General features: G+C 71.6%; 15 protein-coding genes, 1 pseudogene and 1 riboswitch. Of the genes and pseudogenes, 5 read left to right on the top strand and 11 right to left on the bottom strand.

Translation table 11 applies throughout. The features are described 5' to 3' along the window. Both AB0B85_RS32720 and AB0B85_RS32715 read right to left on the bottom strand, forming a co-directional pair. Positions 1 to 117, bottom strand: a pseudogene (locus AB0B85_RS32720) (roadblock/LC7 domain-containing protein); the annotation flags it as partial. After that, positions 114 to 3,236: a sensor histidine kinase gene (locus AB0B85_RS32715; RefSeq protein WP_357413480.1), complete on the bottom strand. Its 3,123-nt coding sequence runs from the start codon at positions 3,234 to 3,236 to the stop codon at positions 114 to 116. The gene AB0B85_RS32715 and the pseudogene AB0B85_RS32720, both read right to left, overlap by 4 nt. Before the next feature lie 443 nt (positions 3,237 to 3,679). On the opposite strand from AB0B85_RS32715, the gene AB0B85_RS32710 reads away from it, so the two are divergent. Next, positions 3,680 to 4,858 carry an ABC transporter substrate-binding protein gene (locus AB0B85_RS32710; RefSeq protein WP_357413478.1) on the top strand — a complete coding sequence of 393 codons (1,179 nt, stop codon included), beginning with the start codon at positions 3,680 to 3,682 and terminating at the stop codon, positions 4,856 to 4,858. Between the two features lie 93 nt (positions 4,859 to 4,951). Here the strand turns inward: AB0B85_RS32710 and AB0B85_RS32705 are convergent, their stop codons facing one another. Both AB0B85_RS32705 and AB0B85_RS32700 read right to left on the bottom strand, forming a co-directional pair. Then, positions 4,952 to 5,806 carry an ABC transporter permease gene (locus tag AB0B85_RS32705; protein WP_357413476.1) on the bottom strand — a complete coding sequence of 285 codons (855 nt, stop codon included), beginning with the start codon at positions 5,804 to 5,806 and terminating at the stop codon, positions 4,952 to 4,954. A gap of 101 nt (positions 5,807 to 5,907) precedes the next feature. Continuing rightward, positions 5,908 to 6,939, bottom strand: a complete 1,032-nt coding sequence (locus AB0B85_RS32700) for an ABC transporter substrate-binding protein (protein ID WP_357413474.1) — start codon at positions 6,937 to 6,939, stop codon at positions 5,908 to 5,910. 325 nt (positions 6,940 to 7,264) lie between these two features. On the opposite strand from AB0B85_RS32700, the gene AB0B85_RS32695 reads away from it, so the two are divergent. From AB0B85_RS32695 to AB0B85_RS32685, 3 genes are all read left to right on the top strand, one after another. After that, positions 7,265 to 8,215, top strand: a complete 951-nt coding sequence (locus AB0B85_RS32695) for an LLM class F420-dependent oxidoreductase (protein WP_357413484.1) — start codon at positions 7,265 to 7,267, stop codon at positions 8,213 to 8,215. Further along, positions 8,212 to 8,520, top strand: coding sequence for a cupin (locus tag AB0B85_RS32690; RefSeq protein WP_357413472.1), 309 nt, complete (start codon positions 8,212 to 8,214; stop codon positions 8,518 to 8,520). Before AB0B85_RS32695 ends, AB0B85_RS32690 begins: the two co-directional genes overlap by 4 nt. Positions 8,521 to 8,597: 77 nt before the next feature. Next, a complete protein-coding gene (locus AB0B85_RS32685; protein WP_357413470.1) occupies positions 8,598 to 11,465 on the top strand; it encodes a hypothetical protein in 2,868 nt (955 codons plus the stop codon). A 152-nt stretch (positions 11,466 to 11,617) separates the two neighbouring features. On the opposite strand, the gene thiC is transcribed toward AB0B85_RS32685, so the two are convergent. The 7 genes from thiC to thiE form a co-directional block, all read right to left on the bottom strand. Beyond that, entirely contained in the window at positions 11,618 to 13,210 is a 1,593-nt protein-coding gene (gene thiC, locus AB0B85_RS32680) for a phosphomethylpyrimidine synthase ThiC (protein WP_357413468.1), read from the bottom strand. Between the two features lie 17 nt (positions 13,211 to 13,227). Then, positions 13,228 to 14,013 carry a bifunctional hydroxymethylpyrimidine kinase/phosphomethylpyrimidine kinase gene (thiD, locus tag AB0B85_RS32675; RefSeq protein ID WP_357413466.1) on the bottom strand — a complete coding sequence of 262 codons (786 nt, stop codon included), beginning with the start codon at positions 14,011 to 14,013 and terminating at the stop codon, positions 13,228 to 13,230. Beyond that, the gene (locus tag AB0B85_RS32670) at positions 14,010 to 14,690 is read right to left on the bottom strand and encodes a thiamine phosphate synthase (protein WP_357413464.1); all 681 of its coding nucleotides are present in this window, start codon (positions 14,688 to 14,690) and stop codon (positions 14,010 to 14,012) included. The genes thiD and AB0B85_RS32670 overlap by 4 nt, the downstream gene beginning before the upstream one ends. Then, on the bottom strand, positions 14,687 to 15,466 hold the full coding sequence (locus AB0B85_RS32665; RefSeq protein ID WP_357413462.1) for a thiazole synthase: 780 nt from the start codon (positions 15,464 to 15,466) through the stop codon (positions 14,687 to 14,689). Before AB0B85_RS32665 ends, AB0B85_RS32670 begins: the two co-directional genes overlap by 4 nt. Beyond that, positions 15,463 to 15,663 (bottom strand): sulfur carrier protein ThiS, encoded by a 201-nt coding sequence (gene thiS / locus AB0B85_RS32660; protein ID WP_357413460.1) that lies wholly within the window; start codon positions 15,661 to 15,663, stop codon positions 15,463 to 15,465. The genes AB0B85_RS32665 and thiS overlap by 4 nt, the downstream gene beginning before the upstream one ends. Next, positions 15,654 to 16,811: a glycine oxidase ThiO gene (thiO, locus tag AB0B85_RS32655; RefSeq protein ID WP_357413482.1), complete on the bottom strand. Its 1,158-nt coding sequence runs from the start codon at positions 16,809 to 16,811 to the stop codon at positions 15,654 to 15,656. The genes thiS and thiO overlap by 10 nt, the downstream gene beginning before the upstream one ends. Further along, a complete protein-coding gene (gene thiE, locus AB0B85_RS32650) occupies positions 16,808 to 17,434 on the bottom strand; it encodes a thiamine phosphate synthase (protein WP_357413458.1) in 627 nt (208 codons plus the stop codon). The genes thiO and thiE overlap by 4 nt, the downstream gene beginning before the upstream one ends. Continuing rightward, positions 17,429 to 17,538: riboswitch (TPP riboswitch) on the bottom strand. Its footprint overlaps the gene before it by 6 nt. A 310-nt stretch (positions 17,539 to 17,848) precedes the next feature. Between thiE and AB0B85_RS32645 the strand changes: the two genes are divergently transcribed. After that, on the top strand, positions 17,849 to 22,784 hold a 4,936-nt coding region (locus AB0B85_RS32645), incomplete at its 3' end, for a ThuA domain-containing protein (RefSeq protein WP_357413456.1).

The raw sequence follows: 22,784 nt of genomic DNA, 5'->3' as shown, positions 1-22,784 counted from the left end.
GGACGCGAGCAGGAGCCCGTCGGCGGACACCGCCACCACGTGGGCGATACCCGCCACGCTGTCGGCGAAGTTGGTGAGCAGCCAACCCATGTCCTGCATGGCAGCTGGCCTGTTCATCGGCTCTCCTTGGTCGAGGTGCTGTTCAGATCCGTTCCGGCCGTACGACCACGTTGTACACCGCGGTGGTAGGCCGACAACAGACCGCGTACTTCATCGGGGGTCCGCCGGCTGCGGTCCCGGCCGCTCTTCGGTTCGATGCCACCCGGCACGAGCTGCGCCTGTGGCACCCGCTTGGGCAGGCCGGAGCGGGTGGTTCCGGCCGGTGCCGGCTCGGCGGCCCGGCTGGCCCGGGACCAGCCCTCGTCGGCGGCCGTCCGCCAGGCGTCCGGGTTCACGGGTGGAGCGGAGGGGGCAGGTGCGGGGGGAGCGGCCCGCTGGGCGGCCGGCGGCGGGGTGTACGACGGCGGCGTCCCAAGACCGCCTGTGGTCGCGCCACCGCGGCCCGAGGTGCCCGACGCGGTGCCGCTGTCGGTGTTGGAACTGCCGGGCGTCCGGGTCGGCAGCGGCGGTCGGGCCGGCGCCGGAGCCGGAGCGGCACTCGGCTGAGCGCGCAGCCCGGCGTCGGCCGGCGCGGCGGTGGCCGGCGGTGGCGGCTCGTCGAACTTGGGCCGGGTGAAGATCGCTGTGGCGTCGTCACCGTGCGACCGGAACCAGACCGCCTCCATCTCCCGGAAGATCGGCGCCTCGGCGGGGAAGTCGGGTCGGCTGCTGACCGGCGCGGCGGGCACCGGCGGGGCCGGCGGGGCGGGCGGCGGGGCGACAGCGCCAGCGCCGGCGACCGGACCGACCGGCAGGCCAGGTGCGTTGCGGCCGTCCGCGGCGTCCGCTGTCGAGCCGCGCCGCGGTAGCGGGTCGATTGTCGGATAGGCCACCGTCGGGCCGCCCGACGCGGCACCCACGCTGGTGCCGTATGCGGGGCGTGCCGGCGGAGCCGGGGGGACGGGTGCCGGAGCGACCGGAGTCGGCGCCGCCGAGCGCGTACCGGAGTAGCCGCCCATCTGCACGGCCGGGGTGGTGTCCCGCGAGTCCAGCGGCGACTGCCATTGGGCGGGAGCCGGCGCGTCGGTGCGCCACTGGTCGGGCAGCGTCGCCGCGGCGGTGGCGGCACCGGCGAACTGCTCGCTGTGACCGGCCGGGGTGAGCGGCGTCTGCTCCACTGCCATCGGCTGACGCGGCCGGCTGAGCGCCTGCTCGCGGCCCCGGCTGCTGGGCAGCACCACAGTGGTGGCGGGCAGCGTCACCTGGGCGACGGTGCCGCCCTCGACGTTGGTACGCAGCTCCACCCGGATGCCGTAGCGGGAGGCGAGCCGACTGACCACGGCCAGACCCATCAGCCGGAACGCGGCGACGTCGACGCTCGGCGGGGCGGCCAGCCGGCGGTTGAGCGAGTCGAGCTGCGAGTCGCTGAGACCGAGACCACGGTCCTCGATCTGGATCAGGACGTAGTCGCGGATCCGGCGACCGTCGGCGACCACTGTGGTGTTCGGCGGTGAGAACCGGGTGGCGTTGTCGAGCAACTCGGCGACGAGACGGACCACGTCGTTGACGGCGTGTGCGGCCACCGAGATGTCGGTGTCCACAGTGCCGAACTCGATGCGGTTGTACAGCTCGACCTCGGACTGGGCGGCGCGCAGCACGTCGACGACGAGCGCGTCGTCGCGACGCGGCACGGCGGAGTCGGCGCCGGCCAGGACCAGCAGGTTCTCGTCGTTGCGGCGCATTCGGGTGGCCAGGTGGTCGAGCTCGAAGAGCTGTGCGAGCCGCTTCGGGTCCTCCTCGCCACGCTCGATCGCGTCCAGCTCGCCGATCATGCGGTCGACCAGGGTCTGACTACGACGGGCCAGGTTGAGGAACATCGCCGAGACGCTTGTCCGCAGCGCGGCCTGCTCGGCGGCGACCCGGACCGCCTCCCGGTGGACGACGTTGAAGGCCACCGCCACCTGGCCGACCTCGTCGCGGCTGTTCAGCTTGATCGGGTCGCGGACCTGGCGGACGATCTCGTCCACCCCGCCGTCGCCCACGCTGCCCATGTTCTGCAGGCGCTGCACCGCGTCGGGAAGGTCGTGGTTGGCCACCGCGAGGGCACCCTCGCGCAGCCGGCGCAGCGAGTCGTTGAGCGAGCGGGCCAGCACCACGGCCAGCGACACGGCGATGATCAGGGTCAGCAGCACCAGGATCGACTCGATCACGGCCTGCCGGATGACGTCCGAGCGCGCCTCGTCAGCCTGCTGGAGCAGCCGGTCCTGCAGTTGGATCTCGGCCCAGCGCATCAGGTCGTTCTGGGCGCCGATGGCGGCGGTGGCGGCCAGCGCGGTGACCAACGGGCGCTGCCCGACGGATCGGGTGATGTCGGCGGCGACCCGGTCGGCCAGGCCGACCGCGTCACCGGAGACGGCGCTGTCGACAAGGGCACGCTGCACCGGGTCGGCGGCCAGCGAGAAGGCGACAAGGGCTTCCTGCTGACTGGTCAGCGTGGCCACGAAGGAGGAGAACTGCTCCGGGTCGAGTTGGCCCGCGGACAGCGCGGTGAAGGCGACCGCCTCCTCCTCGGCGACGGAAGCCTTGGCGCGGGCGAACGCGGCGACCGCGCGGCGGCTGTCCGACAGGCTCTCGCTGCCGGGCAGCTGGGCCAGCCCGTCACCGTAGGCGACCAGGTCGGTGAGGATGACCCCGTAGCGGAGGGTGGCCTCGGCGACCGCCATCTGCCGGCGGTCGAGCACCTTCTGCCGGGTGCCGTCCAGAGTGGCCAGGTGGCCGTCGATGGTGGCCAGCCGGTCGCGCAGGGCCGCCGGCACGTCGCCGATCCGGTCCCGCTCGGCGCGGTACGCGTCGACCTGCTGCTGCGTCTCGCGGACCCGCAGGTTGTACGCGTCGGCCGGCTGCTGTGGGGCGGCCAGGTAGGCGGCGGCGGCCATCCGCTCGGCTTGGAGGTCCTGGGTGAGCGCGCTGACGTTGAGCGAGAGGGACGTCAGCGACCGGGCTCGGGTGGCGTCGAAGGCCCCTTCGCCAACGGCGATCAGACGGACCGTGGCCAGCGCGATCACCGCCGTCACCGGGACGACCAGGATCAACGCCAACTTGGACCGGATCCGGGCGTCGCGCAGTCTCGGCAACCGTCGGCGCGTGGGCCGAGCGCTGTCGCCGAGCGCGGGCAGGGTCGTCGGTCCGGTGCTCACGACATCGCCTCCGTCGTTTCTTCCCCGCCTGCCCCACCGAGCCATGCCGTAAGCGGAGGGGACCACGCGCGGCACGGCCGCGATTTCATCAGACATGATCCTGTTTGGGAAGCCGCACTGAGGCAGGAAAGGGTCGGACGGAGCGCATCCCGTGTTCCGGGCAACTGATACCTTCATTTCCGCAAGCCCCTGAACAGGGCATGTAACTCATGAGTGGTCACAGATGTATGCAGAGTGAGCTTTTGCAAACATTGCGTTACCCCAGCATGTGGGATGAGCGTCCCGAAAGGTTACCGCGGTCCGCGCTTGACCACAGCCCCGGCCATTGGCAAGGTTTTGCAAGCTTCGCGCACACCGTACGGCAGAGGAGATCCCGTCTTCCACTGAGGACGGATTAGCGGCGGTGACCGGGCAGCGCCCGCGCCCGCACCTGGAGGACTGAGTTGAGCCCCATCCGCTCCGCGATCATCGCGGCGCTTGCATCAGCCGTTGCGTCCACCACGCTCACCGGCTGCCAGTTCGGCGGCGCTGAGCAGGACACGAGTCCAATCGTGATCGCCGTCGATCTCGAACTCTCCGGCGCTGCGGCCACGGTTGGCCAGACATACCAGCGGGCCCTCGAACTGAAGAGGGATCAGTTGAACTCCTCCGGAGTACTGAACGGCCGGCAGATCCGACTGAAGGTGAAGGACAACCGTTCCGACGCCGCCGAATCGCTCCGCAACATCGCCGACTTCAGCAGCGATTCCCAGGTCAGCGCCATCATCATGGGTGGCTGCAGCGAATGCGCGGTCGGCGCGGTCGGGACCATCAACGAGAAGCGGATTCCCACCATTGCGCTCGCCGCGTCCGGCGCGATAGCCAGCCCGGTCGCCGAACGGCGCTACGTGTTCAAGCTCGGCCCCAACGCCGCGGACAGCGCTGCCGCGCTGACCAACGAATTACGCCGCAACAACATCCGCAAGGTGGGGGCGCTCGTCAGTGACGACGACTACGGCCGCGAGGGTGTGACAGCGCTCAAGAGCGAGTTGGACAAGGTCGGCATCAAGCTCCGCGAGCAGCGGGTCAAGACCACCGACACCGACGTCAACCAGCAGATCCAACAGCTCGTTGCGGGCAAGCCCGACGCGTTGGTCTTCTGGACCCCGCCGGAGCAGGCGTCGCTGGCCGCCACCAGCGCTCAGCAGACCACCTTCCGCGGGTCGCTCTTCTTCGACGCGGGGGCGGCGGGCGACCTGTTCCTCGGCGCGGCGGCCAAGGCGACCGAGCGGGCCACGTTGATCTTCACCCAGACGATGGTGATCGACGACGTGATCGCGACGACCCCGGCCAAGGCCGCGCGGCGGCAGTGGTTCCAGGACTACACCGCACGCTTCGGCGGCTACAACGGGTCGTCGTCGTTCGCGGCGGACGCCGTCCAGCTGATCGCCAACGCGGAGCTTCGCGCCGGTGGCGAGGTCGGGAAGGTGGACCGTGACGGCCTTCGGAACGTGCTCGAGACGTCCCAGCTGGACGGTCTGTCCGGCCCGATCCGACTGACGCCGGACAACCACAGCGGGCTGATGCCGCAGGCGCTCACCACGCTTGTCGCCCGTAACGGTCGTTGGCGTCTGGCCGGGTGACGGCCGCCAGGCCACCGCTTGAGACCTGAGAAAGGGCCGGCCTCCCGACGGGGGCCGGCCCTGCGCATGCCGGATCTTGATCTTGCCGCTCGGTCAGTGACTGCTCGTGGTTTCGCGCACCCAGGGCAGGGCGACCCGTTCGACAAGCAGCAGCGCCCAGTAGAGCAGAATGCTCACCAACGCCACCAACATGATCGCCGCCCACGCGGTGGCGGTGTCACCGACGCCGGCGTACTGCGTGATGACGTAGCCGAGGCCACTCTCGCCGGCCTGGAACTCACCGATCACCGCGCCGATCGCGGCCAGCGGCATGGCCACCTTGAGCCCGACGAAGATCTGCGGCAACGCGGCCGGGAAGCGCACCTTGCGAAACGCCTGCCAGCGGGAGGCGTTCCAGGAGCGCACCAGCTCGGCCAGGTCAGCGGGTGTGGTGGTGAGCCCGGTAGCGGTGGAGAGCACTATCGGAAAGAAGCAGAGCAGGAACACCATGGTCAGGATCGGTTTCTGACCCCAACCGAGCGCCACCACCAACAACGGGCCCAGCGTGATCTTCGGGACCGCGTTCACCGCCACCAACAGTGGGGTGAACATCCGCTCCACAGTGCTCGAGCTGGCCAGGGAGAGCCCGATCAGGACACCGGCCGCTGCCGACAGCGCGAAGCCGATCAGGATCTCCAGCATGGTGGCCCAGGTGTGCTCCAACATCTGGGCGGGCTTGTCGACGAACGCGCTGAGCACGTCGCCCGGCGGCGGCAGAGCCGCGGGATGGACCAGTTCCAGCCGGGCGACCAGCCACCACACCGCCAGGGCGACCAGGAGGCCGGCCGCGGGCAGCAGCGCCGACCCGGCGCGGAGACCGGCGTCGCGACCCGCCCGTCCCGCCTCGGGCCCGCCGCCCACGGCCGCGGGTGCCGCCCCCGCCGGATCCACCGACCGGACCTCGGTCATCTTGTCCTCCTCGGAATCCCACGGCCCCCGGGGCCGACGAGCGACGGGGGTACGCCCCACCGGAGCGCGGCGGGACGTACCCCCGGGTGACGAGCGATCGATCAGGCCTTCGGCACGAGGCTGAAGTCGATGATCTGCTCGGGGGTGACGCTCTGCTTGAGCGCGCCCGCACCCTGCAGGAGCGCGATGCTCGTGGCGACCCGACCGCTGTCCACTGTGCCGATCGCGGCGCCGGTGTTGCCGGAACGGACGTACGCGGCCATCAGCTCCAGCTCGGCGGCGGCGGCGACCGGGTTGGCGGCGTCGACGTTCTTCTTCAGGATCTCGCCGGCCTCCGTGGCGTTGGCCAGGCTGTATTCCAGGCCCTTGAGCAGCGCGGCGGTGAACTTCTTCACCATCTCGGGCTTCTCCTTGGCAATCTTGGCGGAGGTGATCAGCACGTTGCCGTAGAGGTCCGGCATCACGTTGCTGTACGGCAGCATGACGGCCTTCTTCTTGGCCACCGCCTCGATGGTCGGCTGACCGACGACGAACTGGCCGATGCCGTCCACCGCGCCGGAGGCGAGCGTGCCGATCAGTGCCTGCGCCTCACCGTTGACCCAGGTCACCCTGCTCGCGTCCACCCCGGCGAGCCGGGCGTACGTCGGGAAGAGGTTGCGGACCACGGAACCGGGGGTGTCGGCGAGCTTCTTGCCCTCCAGGTCCTTCGGGGTGGCGATGTTCTTACCCTCGACCGAGGCGATGCCGGCCATGGTGCGCTGCTGGATCGCGGCCACCACTGTGAAGTCCTTCGCCTGACCGTTGCCGACCTGGAGCAGACCGCCGGTGAGGTCGATCGGGCCGAAGTCGGCCTGGCCACCGACGACCGTCTGGATCACACCACCGGTGCCCTGACCAGCCTTGATCTCGACATCGAAGCCGGCTTCCTTGAAGAAGCCCTTGTCCTTCGCCACCCAGGCGTAGGAGTCGCGGCCGAAGTTGCCGAACGAGGTGAGGTAGGTGATCTTCTGAAGCGCGCCGCTGTCGACGCCCTTGGTGTCGTCGGCCGAATCCGACCCGCTGCCGCAGGCGGAGACAAGGGCGAGGGCGGTGGCCAGCGCGGCCGTAGCGACCGTACGGGTCAGCCTTCTCATCGGTAGCACCATGTCCTTTCCAGCCGGGGCCGCCGGGCCGCCGGAGGGTTGTCGGGACGGGCCGGCGGGAGGGGGTGGATGCCGGGCACCGCCGTGGTGAGGGGACTGATCGCGGAGACAGCGTACGAGAAAGCCACAGTTGCGACGCCAGGCTCGTGTGGTTGCAGAACGGAAACAAACCTCCTGACCACCCCGGACGGTGCGATACACAGACAGTCCGGCTAGCCTTTGCCGGATCCCTGACCGTCCACTCAGCGGAGGTGGGCCCGCTGATGGAACGCGAACGCGAGCACCCGGTCGCGGCCGGCGCGGAAGGACGATGACCATGCGGGTGTCGATCTTCACCGAGCCGAACCGGGGCGCCACCTACGACACGCAACTCCGGTTCGCCCGGCTGGTCGAGGCCTGCGGGTACGAGGGCTTCCTCCGCGCCGACCACTACCAGTCGATGGGTGCCGACCCGGGCCTGCCCGGCCCGACCGACGCCTGGCTGACCCTCGCCGCGCTGGCCCGGGAGACCCGACGGATCAGGCTCGGCACCCTGGTGACGTCCGCCACCTTCCGGCTGCCCGGCCCGCTCGCCGTGATGGTCGCGCAGGTCGACCAGATGAGCGGCGGGCGGGTCGACCTCGGCATCGGCGCCGGCTGGTACGAGCGCGAGCACACCTCGTACGGCATCCCGTTCCCGCCGGTGGGTGAACGCTTCGACCGGCTGGCGGAGCAACTTGCGGTGATCACCGGGCTGTGGCGGACCCCGCCCGGCGAGACCTACTCCTTCAGCGGCGACCACTACCGCCTGGTGGACGCGCCGGCCCTGCCCAAGCCGGTGCAGGCGCCCGGACCGCCGATCATCGTGGGTGGGCGTGGGCCCAAGCGCACCCCCGAGCTGGCCGCCCGGTACGCCGACGAGTTCAACATGCCGTTCAAGTCCGTGGCGGACACCGCCAAGGCGTTCGACCGGGTACGGGAGGCGTGCGAGCGTACCTGTCGAACCGAGGCCGGTCGCGCGCCGCTGGTGCTCTCCGCCGGGATCGTCGTGGCCATCGGGCGCACCGACGCCGAGGCCCAACGCCGGGCCGCGCCGCTGCACGTCAAGAGCGCCCTGCCGCCGGAGGACCCGGTGGTCGGCTCCCCCGCGCAGCTCGCGCAGCGGATCGGCGAGTTCGCCGCGATCGGCGCCAGCCGGGTGCACGTCCGTCTGATCGACCTCGACGACCTCGACCACCTTGAGCTGATCGCCGCCGAGGTGCTCCCCCAACTCGACGGAGAACGATGACCGACGTCACCGACGGACCCGAACTCGGGCCGGTGGGCCAGGAGATCGTGTACGAGAACGACCGGGTCCGGGTCTGGCACATCCGACTCGAACCGGGTGAGCGGCAGCCACTGCACCGGCATGACCACCCGTACCTCGTGGTGGCGGTCGAGGGTGCGAAGAACGTGGTACAGACCATCGACGGCACCCGGATCGACGCCGACGAGCCCACCGGTGGAGTCGTCTACCGCGACCCCGGGGCCGTACACATGCTCACCAATGTCGGAGACACGACATACCTGGCCCGACTGGTCGAACTCAAGTAGACCCGCCGAACGCGAGCCGGCGCGCCTCGCGGCGCGCCGGTGGCGGTCGGGTGTACGGGGTGCGTAACGTGCCGGACATGGCCTTTCGGACCTGGGGCAGACTGCTGCTCACGGCGCTCGGGGTGAGCGTGCTGGCCGGGGCCGGCCAGCTCGGCGTCGCGTACGGTTTCGGCATCGTCCGGCTGACCGGCGCCTTCACCGGTACGACAGTCAACCAGTGGCCGGCCCAGCTCGTCTGGGTGGGCTGGTTCGCCGCGAACGCCGCAGTAGCCGGCGCTGTCCTGACCGGACGCCTCGCGCGCAGCGACGCTCCGGCGCCCAGCACCGGCCGGCGGCTGGCGATCGGCGGCGCGGCGGCGCTCGGCGCCACCGTCATCGCCCCGCTGTGCATGCAACCCGCCCGCGCAGCGGAGCTGATCTCCGTCGACCCGGTCTGGGCGGTGGGCATCTGCGCCATGCTTGGCGCGGTGATCGGGGCGGGTGCCGCAATCGCGGTGCTGCTCCGGCCCGAGCTGGGCTGGAACATGGCGGCAGTGGCCGGCGTGGTCTGGCTGCTGGCGCTGATCTCCGTCCTGCCGTCGCTCGGCACGGCCGGCCCGCTGCCGACCGTCCGACTCGGGGTGCTGGAGCCGAGCTGGCTGAGCGACTCGACAGCACAGCGGCTGGCGCTTCTCCTGCTGCCCATCGTGGCGCTGCTGGCCGGGGCCGCTACCGCCGGGTTGGCTCGCTGGCGGGGTCAGGAGCCGCTGATCAGCGGGGCCACCGGGCTCGCCGGTCCGGTGCTTGTGGCGTTCGCCTACCTGACCGCCGGCCCGGGCGACTCCGTGGACCGCTACCAGGTAGATCCCTACTACGGCTCATTGATCGCGATCCTCGCCGGTGCGCTCGGCGCGGCTGCCGCCGCACTGCTGCGCTGGCCGTTGGTTGCCCGCAGCGCCGATTCGCCGGCCATCGAGCCCAGCGACATCCTGCGCGCGCTGCCCACCGGCCCGGCCCTGCCCAACGCCGCGTCGCCGGATCCGGCGAACGACCCGGACGCCACCGAGCGGACCGGCACGGTCGGCACGGAGCCCAGCGGGTCGCCCGCCGGCCGAGAACTGGCCGGCGGTGCGTTGGCCGGCGGTGCGTTGGCCAACACCACCACCTCTGGTCCGCTGGCCGCAGCCGGCTCCACTGGGGTACGCCCCGCGCCGGCCCACTGGGACTGGCCGGCGACCAGCGCGAGCGGGCCGCACGGCAGCACCCCGGGGACGCCGGCGGCCTGGCTCACCGATCCGACGGGTGAGTTCACCGCCGCGAGACAGACGCCCCCGGCGAGCCCGGACGATGTCACCTCCTCGGCCGAGACCGCCGCCAGCAGCTCGCCCGACGCCACCCCGACCAGCGACACGGCCGGGCACACAGACGCCACTCCGACAGGTGATGCCACAGTCGACGGGCCGACCACCCGCACCGTGGCGGCCACGAGCGGTGGGCGGTCAAGCAGACGCACCACCCGCAAGGACACCACCACCGCCCCGACCAGCACTGACACGCCCACCGCCAGCACCGGCACGACCAGCATGTGCACGGGCACGGGCACGGGCACAGGCACGGGCACGACCAGCACGGCAACCGTCGACGCGAACAGCACCGGCACCGGCACCGCCGACGCTGGCGCGGCCGATACGGCAACCGTTGACCCGGGCGGCGGCGCGCCTGGCAGCGCCGATGCGCCGTTGGCGGTCAAGCCACGTCGAGCCCGGAAGCCGAAGGCCAGCCCGCTCGACACCACCACAGGCCCAGCCGACGGCACATCGGGGTCGAAGAGCACCGATGAGCCTGCTGCCGGCGTTGCCGTGCCCGACAGCGAGCCCCGGGACACCACGTCCGGCCCGACCGTCGAGGCCACCTCGACCCCCGCAGGGACAGCCACCCCGACCACCAGGACCGGTCGGACGAGAAACCCGGTGACCCCGACCAGCACCGGTCCGAGGAGCACTCCCACCCCGACCAGCACCGGTCCGACAAGCACTCCCACCCCGATCAACACCGGCCCGACAAGCACACCCACCCCGACCAACGCCGGCCCGTGGAGCACCCCCACCCCTACCAGCACCGGTCCGACCGGGGCACCGGCTACTCCGGCCGGCACCAGGGCGGCGGCCGATTCGCCGCGTACCCCGGACGCCGTCGACGCCGGTCCGACCGCGCTACCGGCCGACCCGGCCGGTGAATCGGCGGGCGCGGGGGCGGGCGGCACCACAAGCGCGCGGCCGACCGGGGACGGGCTCGCCGCCAGCGAATCGGACGCGGTCCGCTGGACGCCAGCGCCGTCGGCCTGGCCGGTCACCCCGGCCTGGACGGTGCCACCGCAGGCTGCCGAGTCGGGAGCCTCGGCGGCCGAGCAGCCGACCGGGCCGGACGAGTCGACCGGGGAGCCGCCGAAGCCCCGGCACCGGGTGTCGCTGCCGGATCTGAGCCGGGCCGGCACCTGGAACGCGTTCGACACCACCCGGCGGGCCGCCCCGACGGGGTCGCCGGACGGTTCCACGGCGCGGGCGGCGACCACCGGGCCGTCCGCCAGCGAGTTGGCCGCCCCGGCCAGACACCCGATCCCGGCGGAGTCCTCGGGCGTACCGGGTCCGGCTGGCCCGCCCATCGCCACCGGCAACGTGGCGCACACCGACGAGCGGGCCCGCACCGACAACCCGGCCGGCACCGACGCGACGGAGGCCGAGCAGCCCGCCCGGCGCGGACGGCTCGGTGGGCTGTTCCGCCGCAACCGGTCCCGGGGCGACGAGAAGGGCACGGAGACGTCAGCCGCGACCGAGGCCCTGCCGAAGCAGGACGAGGAGTTCGTCGACTGGGTCGCCGGTCTGGGCAAGCCGGTGTCGGACAGCGAGCCGGAGCAGGAGAACGGCCGACGCTCGCTGCGCTCCACCGGGCGGCACCACCGCGACTGACCCGCCGGCCGGCGGGCCGGAACTCCGCTCGGTGGCGACTGATCCACTCGGGTTCATTGATGTCGGGCGGTCCTCATCGGCCGGATACCGCGATATCAGTGAACCCGAGTGGATCATTTCGGGACGGCGGGCCCGCCGTGCCGGGTGCGGGGTCAGGCCAGCGGCAGGTAGACCCGACCGCCGCCGGAGACGAACTCCTCCGACTTGTCCTTCATGCCGCGCGCCGCGTACTCCTTGAGCTCCTGGGTGATCTTCATGGAGCAGAACTTCGGGCCACACATCGAGCAGAAGTGGGCCGTCTTCGCCGGCTCGGCCGGCAGCGTCGCGTCGTGGTACGAGCGCGCCGTCTCCGGGTCCAACGAGAGGTTGAACTGGTCCTCCCAGCGGAACTCGAACCGTGCCTTGGACAGGGCGTCGTCCCAGTCCTGCGCGCCGGGGTGGCCCTTGGCCAGGTCCGCCGCGTGCGCCGCGATCTTGTACGCGATCACGCCCGCCTTCACGTCGTCCCGGTCGGGCAGGCCGAGGTGCTCCTTCGGCGTGACGTAGCAGAGCATGGCGGTGCCGAACATGCCGATCATCGCGGCGCCGATCGCCGAGGTGATGTGGTCGTACGCCGGGGCGATGTCGGTGGTCAGCGGGCCGAGCGTGTAGAAGGGCGCCTCGTGGCACCACTCCTGCTGAAGGTCCACGTTCTCCTTGATCTTGTGCATGGGTACGTGCCCCGGACCCTCGATCATCACCTGCACGTCGTGCTCCCAGGCGACGGTCGTCAGCTCACCGAGGGTGCGCAACTCGGCGAACTGCGCCTCGTCGTTGGCATCGGCGATCGAGCCGGGACGCAGCCCGTCACCGAGGGAGAACGTCACGTCGTAGCGCGCGAAGATCGCACACAGCTCGGCGAAGTTGGTGTAGAGGAAGTTCTCCTCGTGGTGGGCCAGGCACCAGGCCGCCATGATCGAGCCGCCCCGGGAGACGATCCCGGTGACCCGGTCCACGGCCAACGGCACGTACGGCAACAGCACCCCGGCGTGCACAGTCATGTAGTCCACGCCCTGCTCGGCCTGCTCGATGACGGTCTCCCGGAACACCTCCCAGCTCAGCTTCACCGGGTCGCCGCCGACCTTCTCGAGGGCCTGGTAGATCGGAACCGTCCCGATCGGCACCGGCGAATTCCGCACGATCGCCTCACGGGTCTCGTGGATCCGCTTGCCGGTGGAGAGGTCCATCACGGTGTCCGCGCCCCACCGGGTGGCCCAGGTCAGCTTCTCCACCTCCTCGGCGACCGACGAGCTGACCGCCGAGGTGCCGATGTTGGCGTTCACCTTGACCAGGAACGCCTTGCCGATGATCGCCGGCTCGCACTCCGGGTGGTTCACGTTGAGCGGCAGCACCGCCCGACCGGCGGCGATCTCGGTCCGGACCAGCTCCGGCTCGACGTTCTCCCGGATCGCCACGAACTCCATCTCCGGCGTCACCACACCGGCCCGCGCGTACGCCAACTGGGTTGGCCGACGATTGCCCACCCCGGCCAGCGGCGTGCCCGCGCCCCGCACGGGGGCCACGTCGCCGCGCTCGGCGATCCACGGTCCCCGCAGCGCGGGCAACCCGACAGACGGGTCCGACCCCGGGCCGGAGGTGTCGTAGAGCCGCACCGGCGGATGGTCCCCGGTCAGCTTCACCTCCGCGAACGGCACCCGGACATCGGGCCGCGAACCCTCGACGTACACCTTGCCTCGTGCCTGCATGACAGCCTCCCTGGTGATCAAGCGGACCAACCGAAGTGGTCCAGCGGTCCCCGACCCGCGCCCAGCGCCCAACCCCGCGCGCCGGTCAGCGCGCGGAGCACGTACTCCTTGGCGGTCTCCACCGCCGCCGGCACCGGATCGCCGAGCGCGAGGCGCACGGCGATCGCCGCCGAGAACGAACACCCGGTGCCGTGGGTGTGCCGGGTGTCCACCCGGGCAGCGCGCAGCAGCGTTGTCACTCCGCCGCCGTGCAGCACGTCGACCGCCTCGTCGCCGCCCAGGTCGCCGCCGGTGACCACTACGTACTCCGGGCCGCCGGCCGCGAGGGCCTCGGCGGCCACCACCATCGCGGCCACGTCGTCCACCGGGCGTCCGGTGATGGCCGCGGCCTCCGCGCAGTTCGGCGTCGCCACCCGGGCGTACGGCAGCAGCCGCTGCACCGCGTCCACCACGCCGAGCCGGTGTCCGCTTGTGGCAACGAGCACCGGATCGACGACGAGTTGCGGCAGCCGACCGTCGCGGGCGGCCTCGGCCACCGCGTCGGCGACCGCCGGGGTGCCGAGCATCCCCGTCTTCACCGCGCGCACTGTGAAATCCGTGAGTACGCTCTCCAGCTGCTCGGCGACAGTGCGCGGCGGCAGCGGCAGCACGGCGTCGACACCCCTGGTGTTCTGCGCGGTGACCGCGGTGAGGACGCTCGTGCCGTACGCGCCGAGCGCCGCGAAGACCTTGAGGTCGGCCTGGATGCCCGCGCCGCCGCCGGAGTCTGAGCCGGCGATGGTCAGCAGTGTTTGCGGGGTCATTTTTCCTGGCCTTTGGTTGCGGTTTGGGGCTGCCCCCGTCGTGGGGGCCTGGCTGACTCCGCGCCGACTTGAGGCAGCTCAGGGGTGACCGCCTCGACATAGGCGCTGGCCAAGGCGGCGGCTGTCGCACGCGGGTCTTCGGCTCGCATGATCGCGCCCAGTACGGCCACCCCGGCGGCTCCCGCGTGGACGCAGGCGGTCACCTGGTCCGGGGTCTCGACTCCGCCGAGGGCCAGCAGCGGCACGGGGCTGGCCTCGACCAGTGTGCGCAGCCCATCGGTGCCCAGGGCCGGGCCGTAGCCCGGTTTCGTCTTCGTGGGCCAGATCGGGGAGATGGTGGCGAAGTGCTCGGTGGTCAGGCGGGTCAGCTCGTACTCGCCGTGGCAGGAGCGGCCGACCAGGCCGTGGGTCGGCGGCGGGTACGGGCCGGCGGCGGGCAGGTGGACGGCGTCGCCGCCGAGTGGGTCGGCACCGGCCACGACAAGGGTTCCGCAGACGTCGGCGAGGATCGCGCGCAGGTCGGCGGCGAGGGCGGCGCGCTCGACGCGGGGCAGGTCCTTCTCCCGCAGCACCACCCAGCGCACTCCCCCGGCCACCGCCGCCGCCACGACCTCGTCGAGCGCACCCCGGGCGACAAGCCGGTCGGTGAGCACGACAACACCTGATGGCGGGGTCACAGGTCAGGTCTCCCCTCGTCCGGGGTGGAGGCGAGCGCGTGGAAGCGCCTGGCGATCCGTCCGGCGCCGGCCGCGAGCCGGCCCGCCTCGACCGCGTACCGCATCGCGGTGGCCATCGCCACCGGGTCCGCGGCCCGGGTCACCGCGCTGGCCAGCAGCACCCCGTCGCAGCCCAACTCCATGGCCAGGGCCGCGTCGGAGGCGGTGCCGATGCCGGCGTCGAGGATCACCGGCACGTCGACGCCCTGCCGGATGAGCCGGATGTGGTGCGGGTTGCCGATGCCGAGCCCCGAGCCGATCGGGGAGCCGGCCGGCATCACCGCGGCACAGCCCACGTCGGCGAGCCGGCGGGCGAGCACCGGGTCGTCACTCGTGTACGGCAGCACGGTGAAGCCGTCGGCGACCAACTCCTCGGCGGCGCGGAGCAGCTCCACCCCGTCGGGCAGCAGGGTCCGCTCGTCGCCGATCACCTCCAGCTTGACCCAGTCGGTGTCGAACGCGTCCCGGGCCAGCCGGGCCACCTTCACCGCCTCGGTCGCGGTGTGGCAGCCGGCGGTGTTGGGCAGCAGCCGTACCCCGCAGCGGTCCAGCAGGTCGAGCAGCCCGCCGGCGGTGCCCGGGGCGGTGTCCACCCGGCGTAGGGCCACTGTGACCAGCTCGGTGCCGGACGCCCGGATCGCCTGCTCCAGCACGTGCAGGTTGGCGGCACCACCGGTGCCGAGGATCAGCCGCGAGGTGAACATCTCCCCGCCCAGCGCGAACGACACGCCGCTCACCCGCCCTGCGCGGCGGTCAGCACCTCGACGCGGTCGCCGTCGCGCAGCGCCGTGGTCGCCCATCCCGCCCGGGGCACCACCTCGCCGTTTACCGCGACGGCCACCCCGCGCGGTTGCGGGGCGACGGCCCGGACCAGCTCGGCGACCGACACCTCACCCGGGAGGCTTCGTCCGGCCCCGTTCACTGTCAACTCCACAGGTCCCCCTTCGTTGTCGGTTCGGGTTCGCCGCCGGTCACCGTGCCGGCGAACCGGTCCGGCCGGAAGGGCGCGAGCAGCGGATCGGGTACGCCGGTGCACACCAGATCCGCGATCAGGTCGGCGGTGATCGGGGTGAGCACGATGCCGTGCCGGTGATGGCCGGTGGCGGCGAGCACGTCCGGCCGGCCGGGCAGTGGCCCGAGGATCGGGGCGTTGTCAGGGGTTCCCGGGCGCAGTCCGGCGACCGCCTCGACCAGGTCGTACTCGGCCAGCTCGGGCAGCAGGTCCACCCCGGCGCGGAGCAGCCGTTGCACGGCACCGGCGGTGACTGTGGTGTCCGACAGTTCCTCGACAGTCGCGCCGAGCACCACCTCGCCGTCGGCTCGGGGCACCAGGTAGACGGGCTCGCCGTCGGCGTACCCCCGGAGCACGTGCCGGAAGCCCGGCGCGACACCGTCGGGCGCGCGGAGCCGGAGGATCTGGCCCTTCACCGGCCGCACCGGCAGGCCGGTGAGTGCTGCGGACCCGCAGCCGGCGGCGACCACTGTGATCCGGGCGTCCACATCGGACAGCCGCGCGACCGCCCGCGGCACCAGCACCGCGCCGGCCCGCTGCGCGGCGGTGCGCAGCGCCGGCACCAGCAGTCGGGGGTCGACCTGGTGGTCGGTGGGCGCGAGCGCGCCGCCACGCACCCGCGGGGCGAGCGCCGGCTCACGCTCGCGCAGGTCGCTGGGGCGCAACCGGGTCACCGGCAGACCCAATCCCTGCTGGTACGCCCAGAGCCGACCCGCCTCGGCCAGGTCGTCGCCGGTCAACCCGATAAGCAGGGTGCCCTCGGTCCGGTAGCCGATGTCGGCGCCGCCCGCTGCTGCCAGTTCGGCGGCGAACCCCGGCCAGCGCGCGGCGGACGCCAGCAACAGGTCGGTAAGTTGCCGCTCACCGAAGTACGCCTCGGCGACCGGGGCGAGCATGCCGGCGGCCACCGCAGACGCCCCCGAGCCGGGTGCCGGATCGTGCACCACCACCCGCAGCCCCCGGGCTGCGCAGCGCCAGGCGATCGCCAGCCCGATCGGCCCAGCCCCGACCACCGCCACGTCCGGCCGGGCCCGGTCGATCGATGGCGCCGACGGGGACCGGCCGGTCAGCACGTCAGAGCCTCGACAAGTGCGGCGGTCGCCTGCGCCGGGTCGGCGGCGGCGGACACCGCGCCGACCACCGCCACCCCGTACGCCCCGGCGGCCCGCAGCTGCGGCACCCGAGCGGCGGTCACGCCACCGATCGCGATGACCGGCACGTCCACGGCGTCGGCGACCGCGCGGACCCCGGCCGGTCCGATCGGTTCCGGCAGGCCGGGCTTGGTGCTCGTGGGATGGCAGGGACCGACGCCCAGGTAGGTGGCTCCCGCCGCGACGGCCTCGCTCGCCGTCTGCGGCGCGCGGGCGGTGGCGCCCAGCACACCTGTGGGGCCGAGCACCCGACGGGCTGCGGAGACCGGCAGGTCGTCCGCTCCGACGTGTCCGCCGGCCGCGCCCACCGCCAGCGCCACGTGCAACCGGTCGTTCACCAGGCAGGTCGCGTCGTACGACAGGCAGAGCGCCAACACCCGCCGGGCCAGGTCGTACGCCTCGCGGTCGGTGGCGGAGTCCTCGACCCGGACCTGCACCACCAGGTCGGCGCGGGCCACCGTGAGGGCGGCCCGGACCACTGTGAGCGGGTCCCGACCGGGTCGGGTGTCGGTGATCAGATGCAGTCGCCCCAGGGACGGCACGGCAACTCTCCTCCCTGCGCCGGCATTATCCGGATCAGGTTCGACGGTCGGGGGCTGTCAGCCCCCCTCTCAGCCCGGTACACCGGGCTCCCGTGGGTTACTTGCGTGTCACCGTACGACAGATCCGTCGGTCTGCCAAGGCGAGGTTCGGCGGCGACCGGCGGGCCGGAACGCACCAGATCGAGCTAGATCTGTGGGGCGGTTCATACGGTCCTGTTCGGAATGTCGCCTGCCGTTACAGAACCGTTACCCGCCGGCACCTTGCCGGACATTGAACCAGCCGAATTAATTTGTTCAGCGATTCGACAAAATGCCGGTGGGGCACCCTGACGGGGTGTGACCACCGGCTCCATCAGGGAGGGCCTTCGGCGAGCCGACTCCCGCGAGCTCTGTCACTACGACACAGGAGGCGGCGTGTCCCGTTCTCGTCGTGCCCGCGTACCCATCACCGCGACCCTCATCTCCCTCGCCCTCGCCTCGACGACCCTGCTCGGCACGCCCGCGCAGGCCGCCGCACAGGTCCCCCCACGGGAGGCAGCGGCCAAAACCCCGGTCACCCAGGTAGCACCGAAGATGCCCAAGAAGGCCGCCGAGGAACCCTTCTCGGTCCTGGTCTTCTCCAAGACCGCCGCCTTCCGGCACGACTCCATCCCCACCGGTGTCGCCGCGATCCAACAGCTGGGCGCCGACAACGGCTTCACTGTGGACACCACTGAGGACGGCGCCGCGTTCAGCGACGCCAACCTGGCGAAGTACAAGGCCGTGATCTGGCTCTCCACCACCGGTGACGTCCTCAACGCCGAGCAGCAGGCGGCGTTCGAGCGCTACGTGAAGGCCGGCGGCGGTTACGTCGGCATCCACGCCGCCTCGGACACCGAGTACAGCTGGGCCTGGTACGGCGACCTGGTCGGCGCGTACTTCGCCAACCACCCGCAGAACCAGCAGGCCACGGTCAAGGTGGAGGACCACGCCCACCCGTCCACGGCCGAGCTGCCGGACCGCTGGTCCCGGTTCGACGAGTGGTACAACTTCCAGACCAACCCCCGGCCGGACGTCCACGTGCTGGCCAGCCTGGACGAGAAGAGCTACACCCCGGGCGCCGGCGCGATGGGCGCCGACCACCCGACCTCCTGGTGTCAGGACTTCGACGGCGGTCGCTCCTGGTACACCGGCGGTGGACACACCCGGGAGTCGTACGCCGAGCCCGAGTTCCTGTCCCACCTGCTCGGCGGCATCCGGACCGCGGCCGGTGTCGAGGACGCCGACTGCGGCGCCTCGAAGACCTCGAACTTCGAGAAGGTCACGCTGGACAGCAACACCAGCAACCCGATGGAGTTGGACATCGCCCCCGACGGGCGGGTCTTCTACATCGAGCGCGACGGTCGCGTGCAGATCGTGAAGCCGGACACCGGCAGCACCGTCACCGCCGTCGACCTGGACGTCTTCACCGGCAACGAGGACGGTCTGATCGGCATCCGGCTCGACCCGGACTTCGCCACCAACAAGTGGGTGTACCTGTACTACGCGCCGAACGACGGCGTCACCCGCAACCTGCTGTCCCGGTTCACGGTGACCGGCGACACCATCGACCCGGCCAGCGAGAAGCAGGTCCTGCGGGTCGACACGCAGCGCAACACCTGCTGCCACGCGGGCGGCAGCATGACCTTCGACAGCGCCGGCAACCTCTATCTGGCCACCGGTGACAACACCAACCCGTTCGAGTCGAACTCGTACTCGCCGCTCGACGAGCGGCCGGGCCGCCAGGACTACGACTCGCAGCGCACCTCGGCCAACACCAACGACCTGCGCGGCAAGGTGCTCCGGATCCACCCGGAGGACGACGGGACGTACACCGTCCCGAGCGGCAACCTCTTCGCGCCGGGCACCGAGAAGACCCGTCCCGAGATCTACGCGATGGGCTTCCGCAACCCGTTCCGGATCGGCACCGACCCGAAGACCAACACGCTGTACGTCGGTGACTACGGACCGGACGCCAACTCCAACAACCCGGACCGGGGCCCCCGCGGTCTGGTCGAGTGGAACATCGTGACCCCCGGCAACTACGGCTGGCCGTACTGCACCGGGACGAACGAGGCCTACAACGACTACACGTTCCCGTCCGGCCCGAGCGGCCCGAAGTTCGACTGCGCCGCGCCGGTGAACAACTCGCCGAACAACACCGGCCTGACCAACCTCCCACCTGTCGTCCCGGCCACCGTCGACTACGGCTACGCCGGTGACGCGCGGTACCCGGAGATCGGTGGCGGCGGCGCGCCGATGGGCGGTCCGGTCTACCGGTACGACGCCAACCTCAACTCCACCCGCAAGTGGCCGGCCTACTACGACGGCAAGGCGCTGCTCGGCGAGTGGAACCAGAACAAGATGTACACGATGCAGGTGAGCGCCGACGGCAAGTCACTTGTGGACATCAACCAGTTGCTCACCGGCATGAGCATGATCCGGCCGATGGACTTCGAGTTCGGCCCGGACGGCGCGTTGTACCTGATCGAGTGGGGCAGCGGCTTCGGCGGCAACAACGACAACTCCGGCGTCTACCGGATCGACTACACCGCCGGTGACCGTGCGCCGATCGCTGCGGCGTCCGCCAACCCGACCTCGGGTCCGGCGCCGTTGACCGTCACCTTCTCCAGCGCCGGCTCCCGGGACCCGGACGGTGGCGCGCTCACCTACGCCTGGGCCTTCGGCGACGGGCAGACCTCCACCGAGGCGAACCCGACGCACACCTACGCGACGGCGGGCAACTACACCGCCCAGCTCACCGTGACCAACCCGAAGGGCCGTACCGCGGTGGCGAACGTGCCGGTCACCGTGGGCAACACCGCACCGACGGTGACCATCGAGTTCCCGCCGGACGGTGGCTTCTTCAACTGGGGTGACCAGGTCCGTTACACGGTCAAGGTGACCGACCCGGAGGACGGGCAGATCGACTGCGCCAAGGTGAACCTCCAGGTGCTGCTCGGTCACGACGAGCACGCCCACCCGCTTGAGCAGCACACCGGCTGCACCGGCACCGTCCAGACGTCGCTCGCCTCCGGGCACGGCGCCGAGGCGAACGTCTTCGCGGTCTTCGAGGCCACCTACACCGACGAGGGTGGTGCCGGCGGTTCCGGTGCGCTCACCGGCCGGCAGATCGAGGTCCTCCAGCCCAAGCAGAAGCAGGCCGAGTACTTCACCGCCACCGGGCGTACCCCGGTGAGCACCGGCGGCGGCGACGCCGGCGTGCAGCGGGAGGCCGGGGCCGACACCGCGGGTGGCGGCCAGAGCATCGCGTTCATCGAGGACGGTGACTGGTGGTCGGTCGCTCCGGCGAACCTGACCAACATCACCGAGATCCGGTTCCGGGCCGCGTCGGCCGCCGCTGGCGGTCGGATCGAGGTCCACGCCGGTGCTGTCGACGGACCGGTGGTCGCCACGGCAGTCGTGCCGTCGACCGGGGCGTGGCAGACGTACACGGACGTGAGCGCGCCGGTCACCGGTGCCGCGAGCGGTTCGCTGTTCTTCGTGGCCCGCGACCCGAACGGCGGAGCGGGTTCGCTGTTCAACGTCAACTGGATGGACTTCGTCGGCCGCGGTGTCACCGAGAACGCGCCGCCGGTGGTCAGTGCCACGGCCACCCCGGCCACCGGCACCGCACCGGTCACCGTCGCGTTCGACGGCACTGCCACCGACGCCGAGGGCGACACCCCACTGACGTACGCCTGGGACTTCGGTGACGGCGGCACGGCGACCACAGTGGACGCCAGCCACACGTACACCAGCGTGGGAGCCTTCACGGCCACCCTCACGGTGACCGACAGCAAGGGTGCCAAGGCGTACGCCGCGGTGCCGGTGCGGGTGAACGCGCCGGACACGTCCTGCCTCGGGGCGCGTTCGGACGACTTCAACGGCAACACGCTGGACAAGAGCCGGTGGACCACTGTGGTCCGGGAGAACCAGCTCTACTCGCTCAGCGGCGGTGCGCTGAAGCTGCCCACCTCGGTGGGTGACCTCTACGGTGCCCGCAACGACGCCACCAACCTGGTGCTCCAGGCGGCGCCGACCGGTGCCTGGGAGATGACCACCAAGGTCACGCTTCCGGTGACTGCCAACTACCAGCAGGCCGGCCTGCTGGTGTACGGCGACGACGACAACTACGCCAAGGTCGACCTGCTCTACAACGGCAGCCGCCGGGTGGAGTTCATCTCCGAGACGGCCGCCACGCCGCGCAACGAGGCTGCGGACGCCGCCGACGCACCGGCGGGTGACACCGTGTACCTGCGGATCACCAGCGACGGGACGAACCTGACCGCCGCGTTCTCCGGCGACGGGCAGACGTTCACCCCGGTCGGCCGTTCGGCCGCGCTGGCCGGCATCACCAACCCGCGGATCGGGGTCTTCGCCCTCAACGGCGGCACCGAGGCGCCGGTTGTGGACGCCGCGTTCGACTCGTTCGTGGTCACGCCGGACGCCCCGGCCGGCCCGGTCGACCCGTCGGACGAGTTCACCGGCACCTCGCTGGACAAGTGCCGGTGGGACGCCATCACCCGGGAAGACCCGAACGGTTACCGGGTCACCGATGGCGCGCTGCGGATCGACGTGCCCAACGGTGACATCTACGGCACCGACAACACCGGGCCGAAGAACTTCATCCTCCAGACCGCGCCGTCCGGCGACTGGACCCTGGAGACGAAGGTCGACGGCAGCCTGCTGAACGAGCAGTACCAGCAGGCCGGTCTGCTCGTGCAGGCGGATGACGACAACTACCTCAAGTTGGACTTCATCGCGGACAACCAGGCCGGCCAGGCGGTGACGCGGCGGATCGAGTTCCGCAGCGAGATCGCCGGGGCGGTGCAGAACCCGCAGCCGGAGGCGACAAGCCTCACCTCGGCGGTGTGGCACCTGCGACTGGCCCGCACCGGCGACACGTTCACCGCGTCGTACTCGGCCGACGGCACGACCTGGACCGCGTTCGAGACGCTTACCAACAGCGCGGTGGGGGCCACCCCGAAGGTCGGTCTGTTCACCCTCGGCGCCAACCAGACGGCGTCGAAGACCGCCTCGTTCGACTACTTCCGGCTCAGCACGGAGGTGGCGGACGAGACCGCGCCGGTCACCACGGCCGCGGTTTCCGGCACCCCGACCGACGGGTGGTTCACCGGGCCGGTGACCGTCACGCTCACCGCCGCCGACGAGGCCGGCGGCAGCGGACTGGCCGGTACGGAGTACCAGCTGGACGGGGCCACCACCTGGACGGCGTACACCGCACCGGTGGCCATCACCGGCGACGGCGAGCACGAGCTGCGGTTCCGCTCGACCGACAAGGCCGGCAACGTGGAGGAGACGAAGACCG

It is taken from the genome of Micromonospora sp. NPDC049044 (genome assembly GCF_040649215.1).
In the GTDB taxonomy this organism is placed as follows: Bacteria; Actinomycetota; Actinomycetes; order Mycobacteriales; family Micromonosporaceae; genus Micromonospora.
Note: the sequence above shows the minus strand (reverse complement) of the source record. Positions and strands in the feature narration are given on the sequence as shown.

Bases quoted from the DNA above. Each gene is read 5' to 3' on its own strand.
- AB0B85_RS32705 (WP_357413476.1), bottom strand. From the start codon at position 5,806: ATGACCGAGGTCCGGTCGGTGGATCCGGCGGGGGCGGCACCCGCGGCC.
- AB0B85_RS32700 (WP_357413474.1), bottom strand. From the start codon at position 6,939: ATGAGAAGGCTGACCCGTACGGTCGCTACGGCCGCGCTGGCCACCGCC.
- AB0B85_RS32695 (WP_357413484.1), top strand. From the start codon at position 7,265: ATGCGGGTGTCGATCTTCACCGAGCCGAACCGGGGCGCCACCTACGAC.
- AB0B85_RS32690 (WP_357413472.1), top strand. From the start codon at position 8,212: ATGACCGACGTCACCGACGGACCCGAACTCGGGCCGGTGGGCCAGGAG.
- AB0B85_RS32685 (WP_357413470.1), top strand. From the start codon at position 8,598: ATGGCCTTTCGGACCTGGGGCAGACTGCTGCTCACGGCGCTCGGGGTG.
- thiC (WP_357413468.1), bottom strand. From the start codon at position 13,210: ATGCAGGCACGAGGCAAGGTGTACGTCGAGGGTTCGCGGCCCGATGTC.
- thiD (WP_357413466.1), bottom strand. From the start codon at position 14,013: ATGACCCCGCAAACACTGCTGACCATCGCCGGCTCAGACTCCGGCGGC.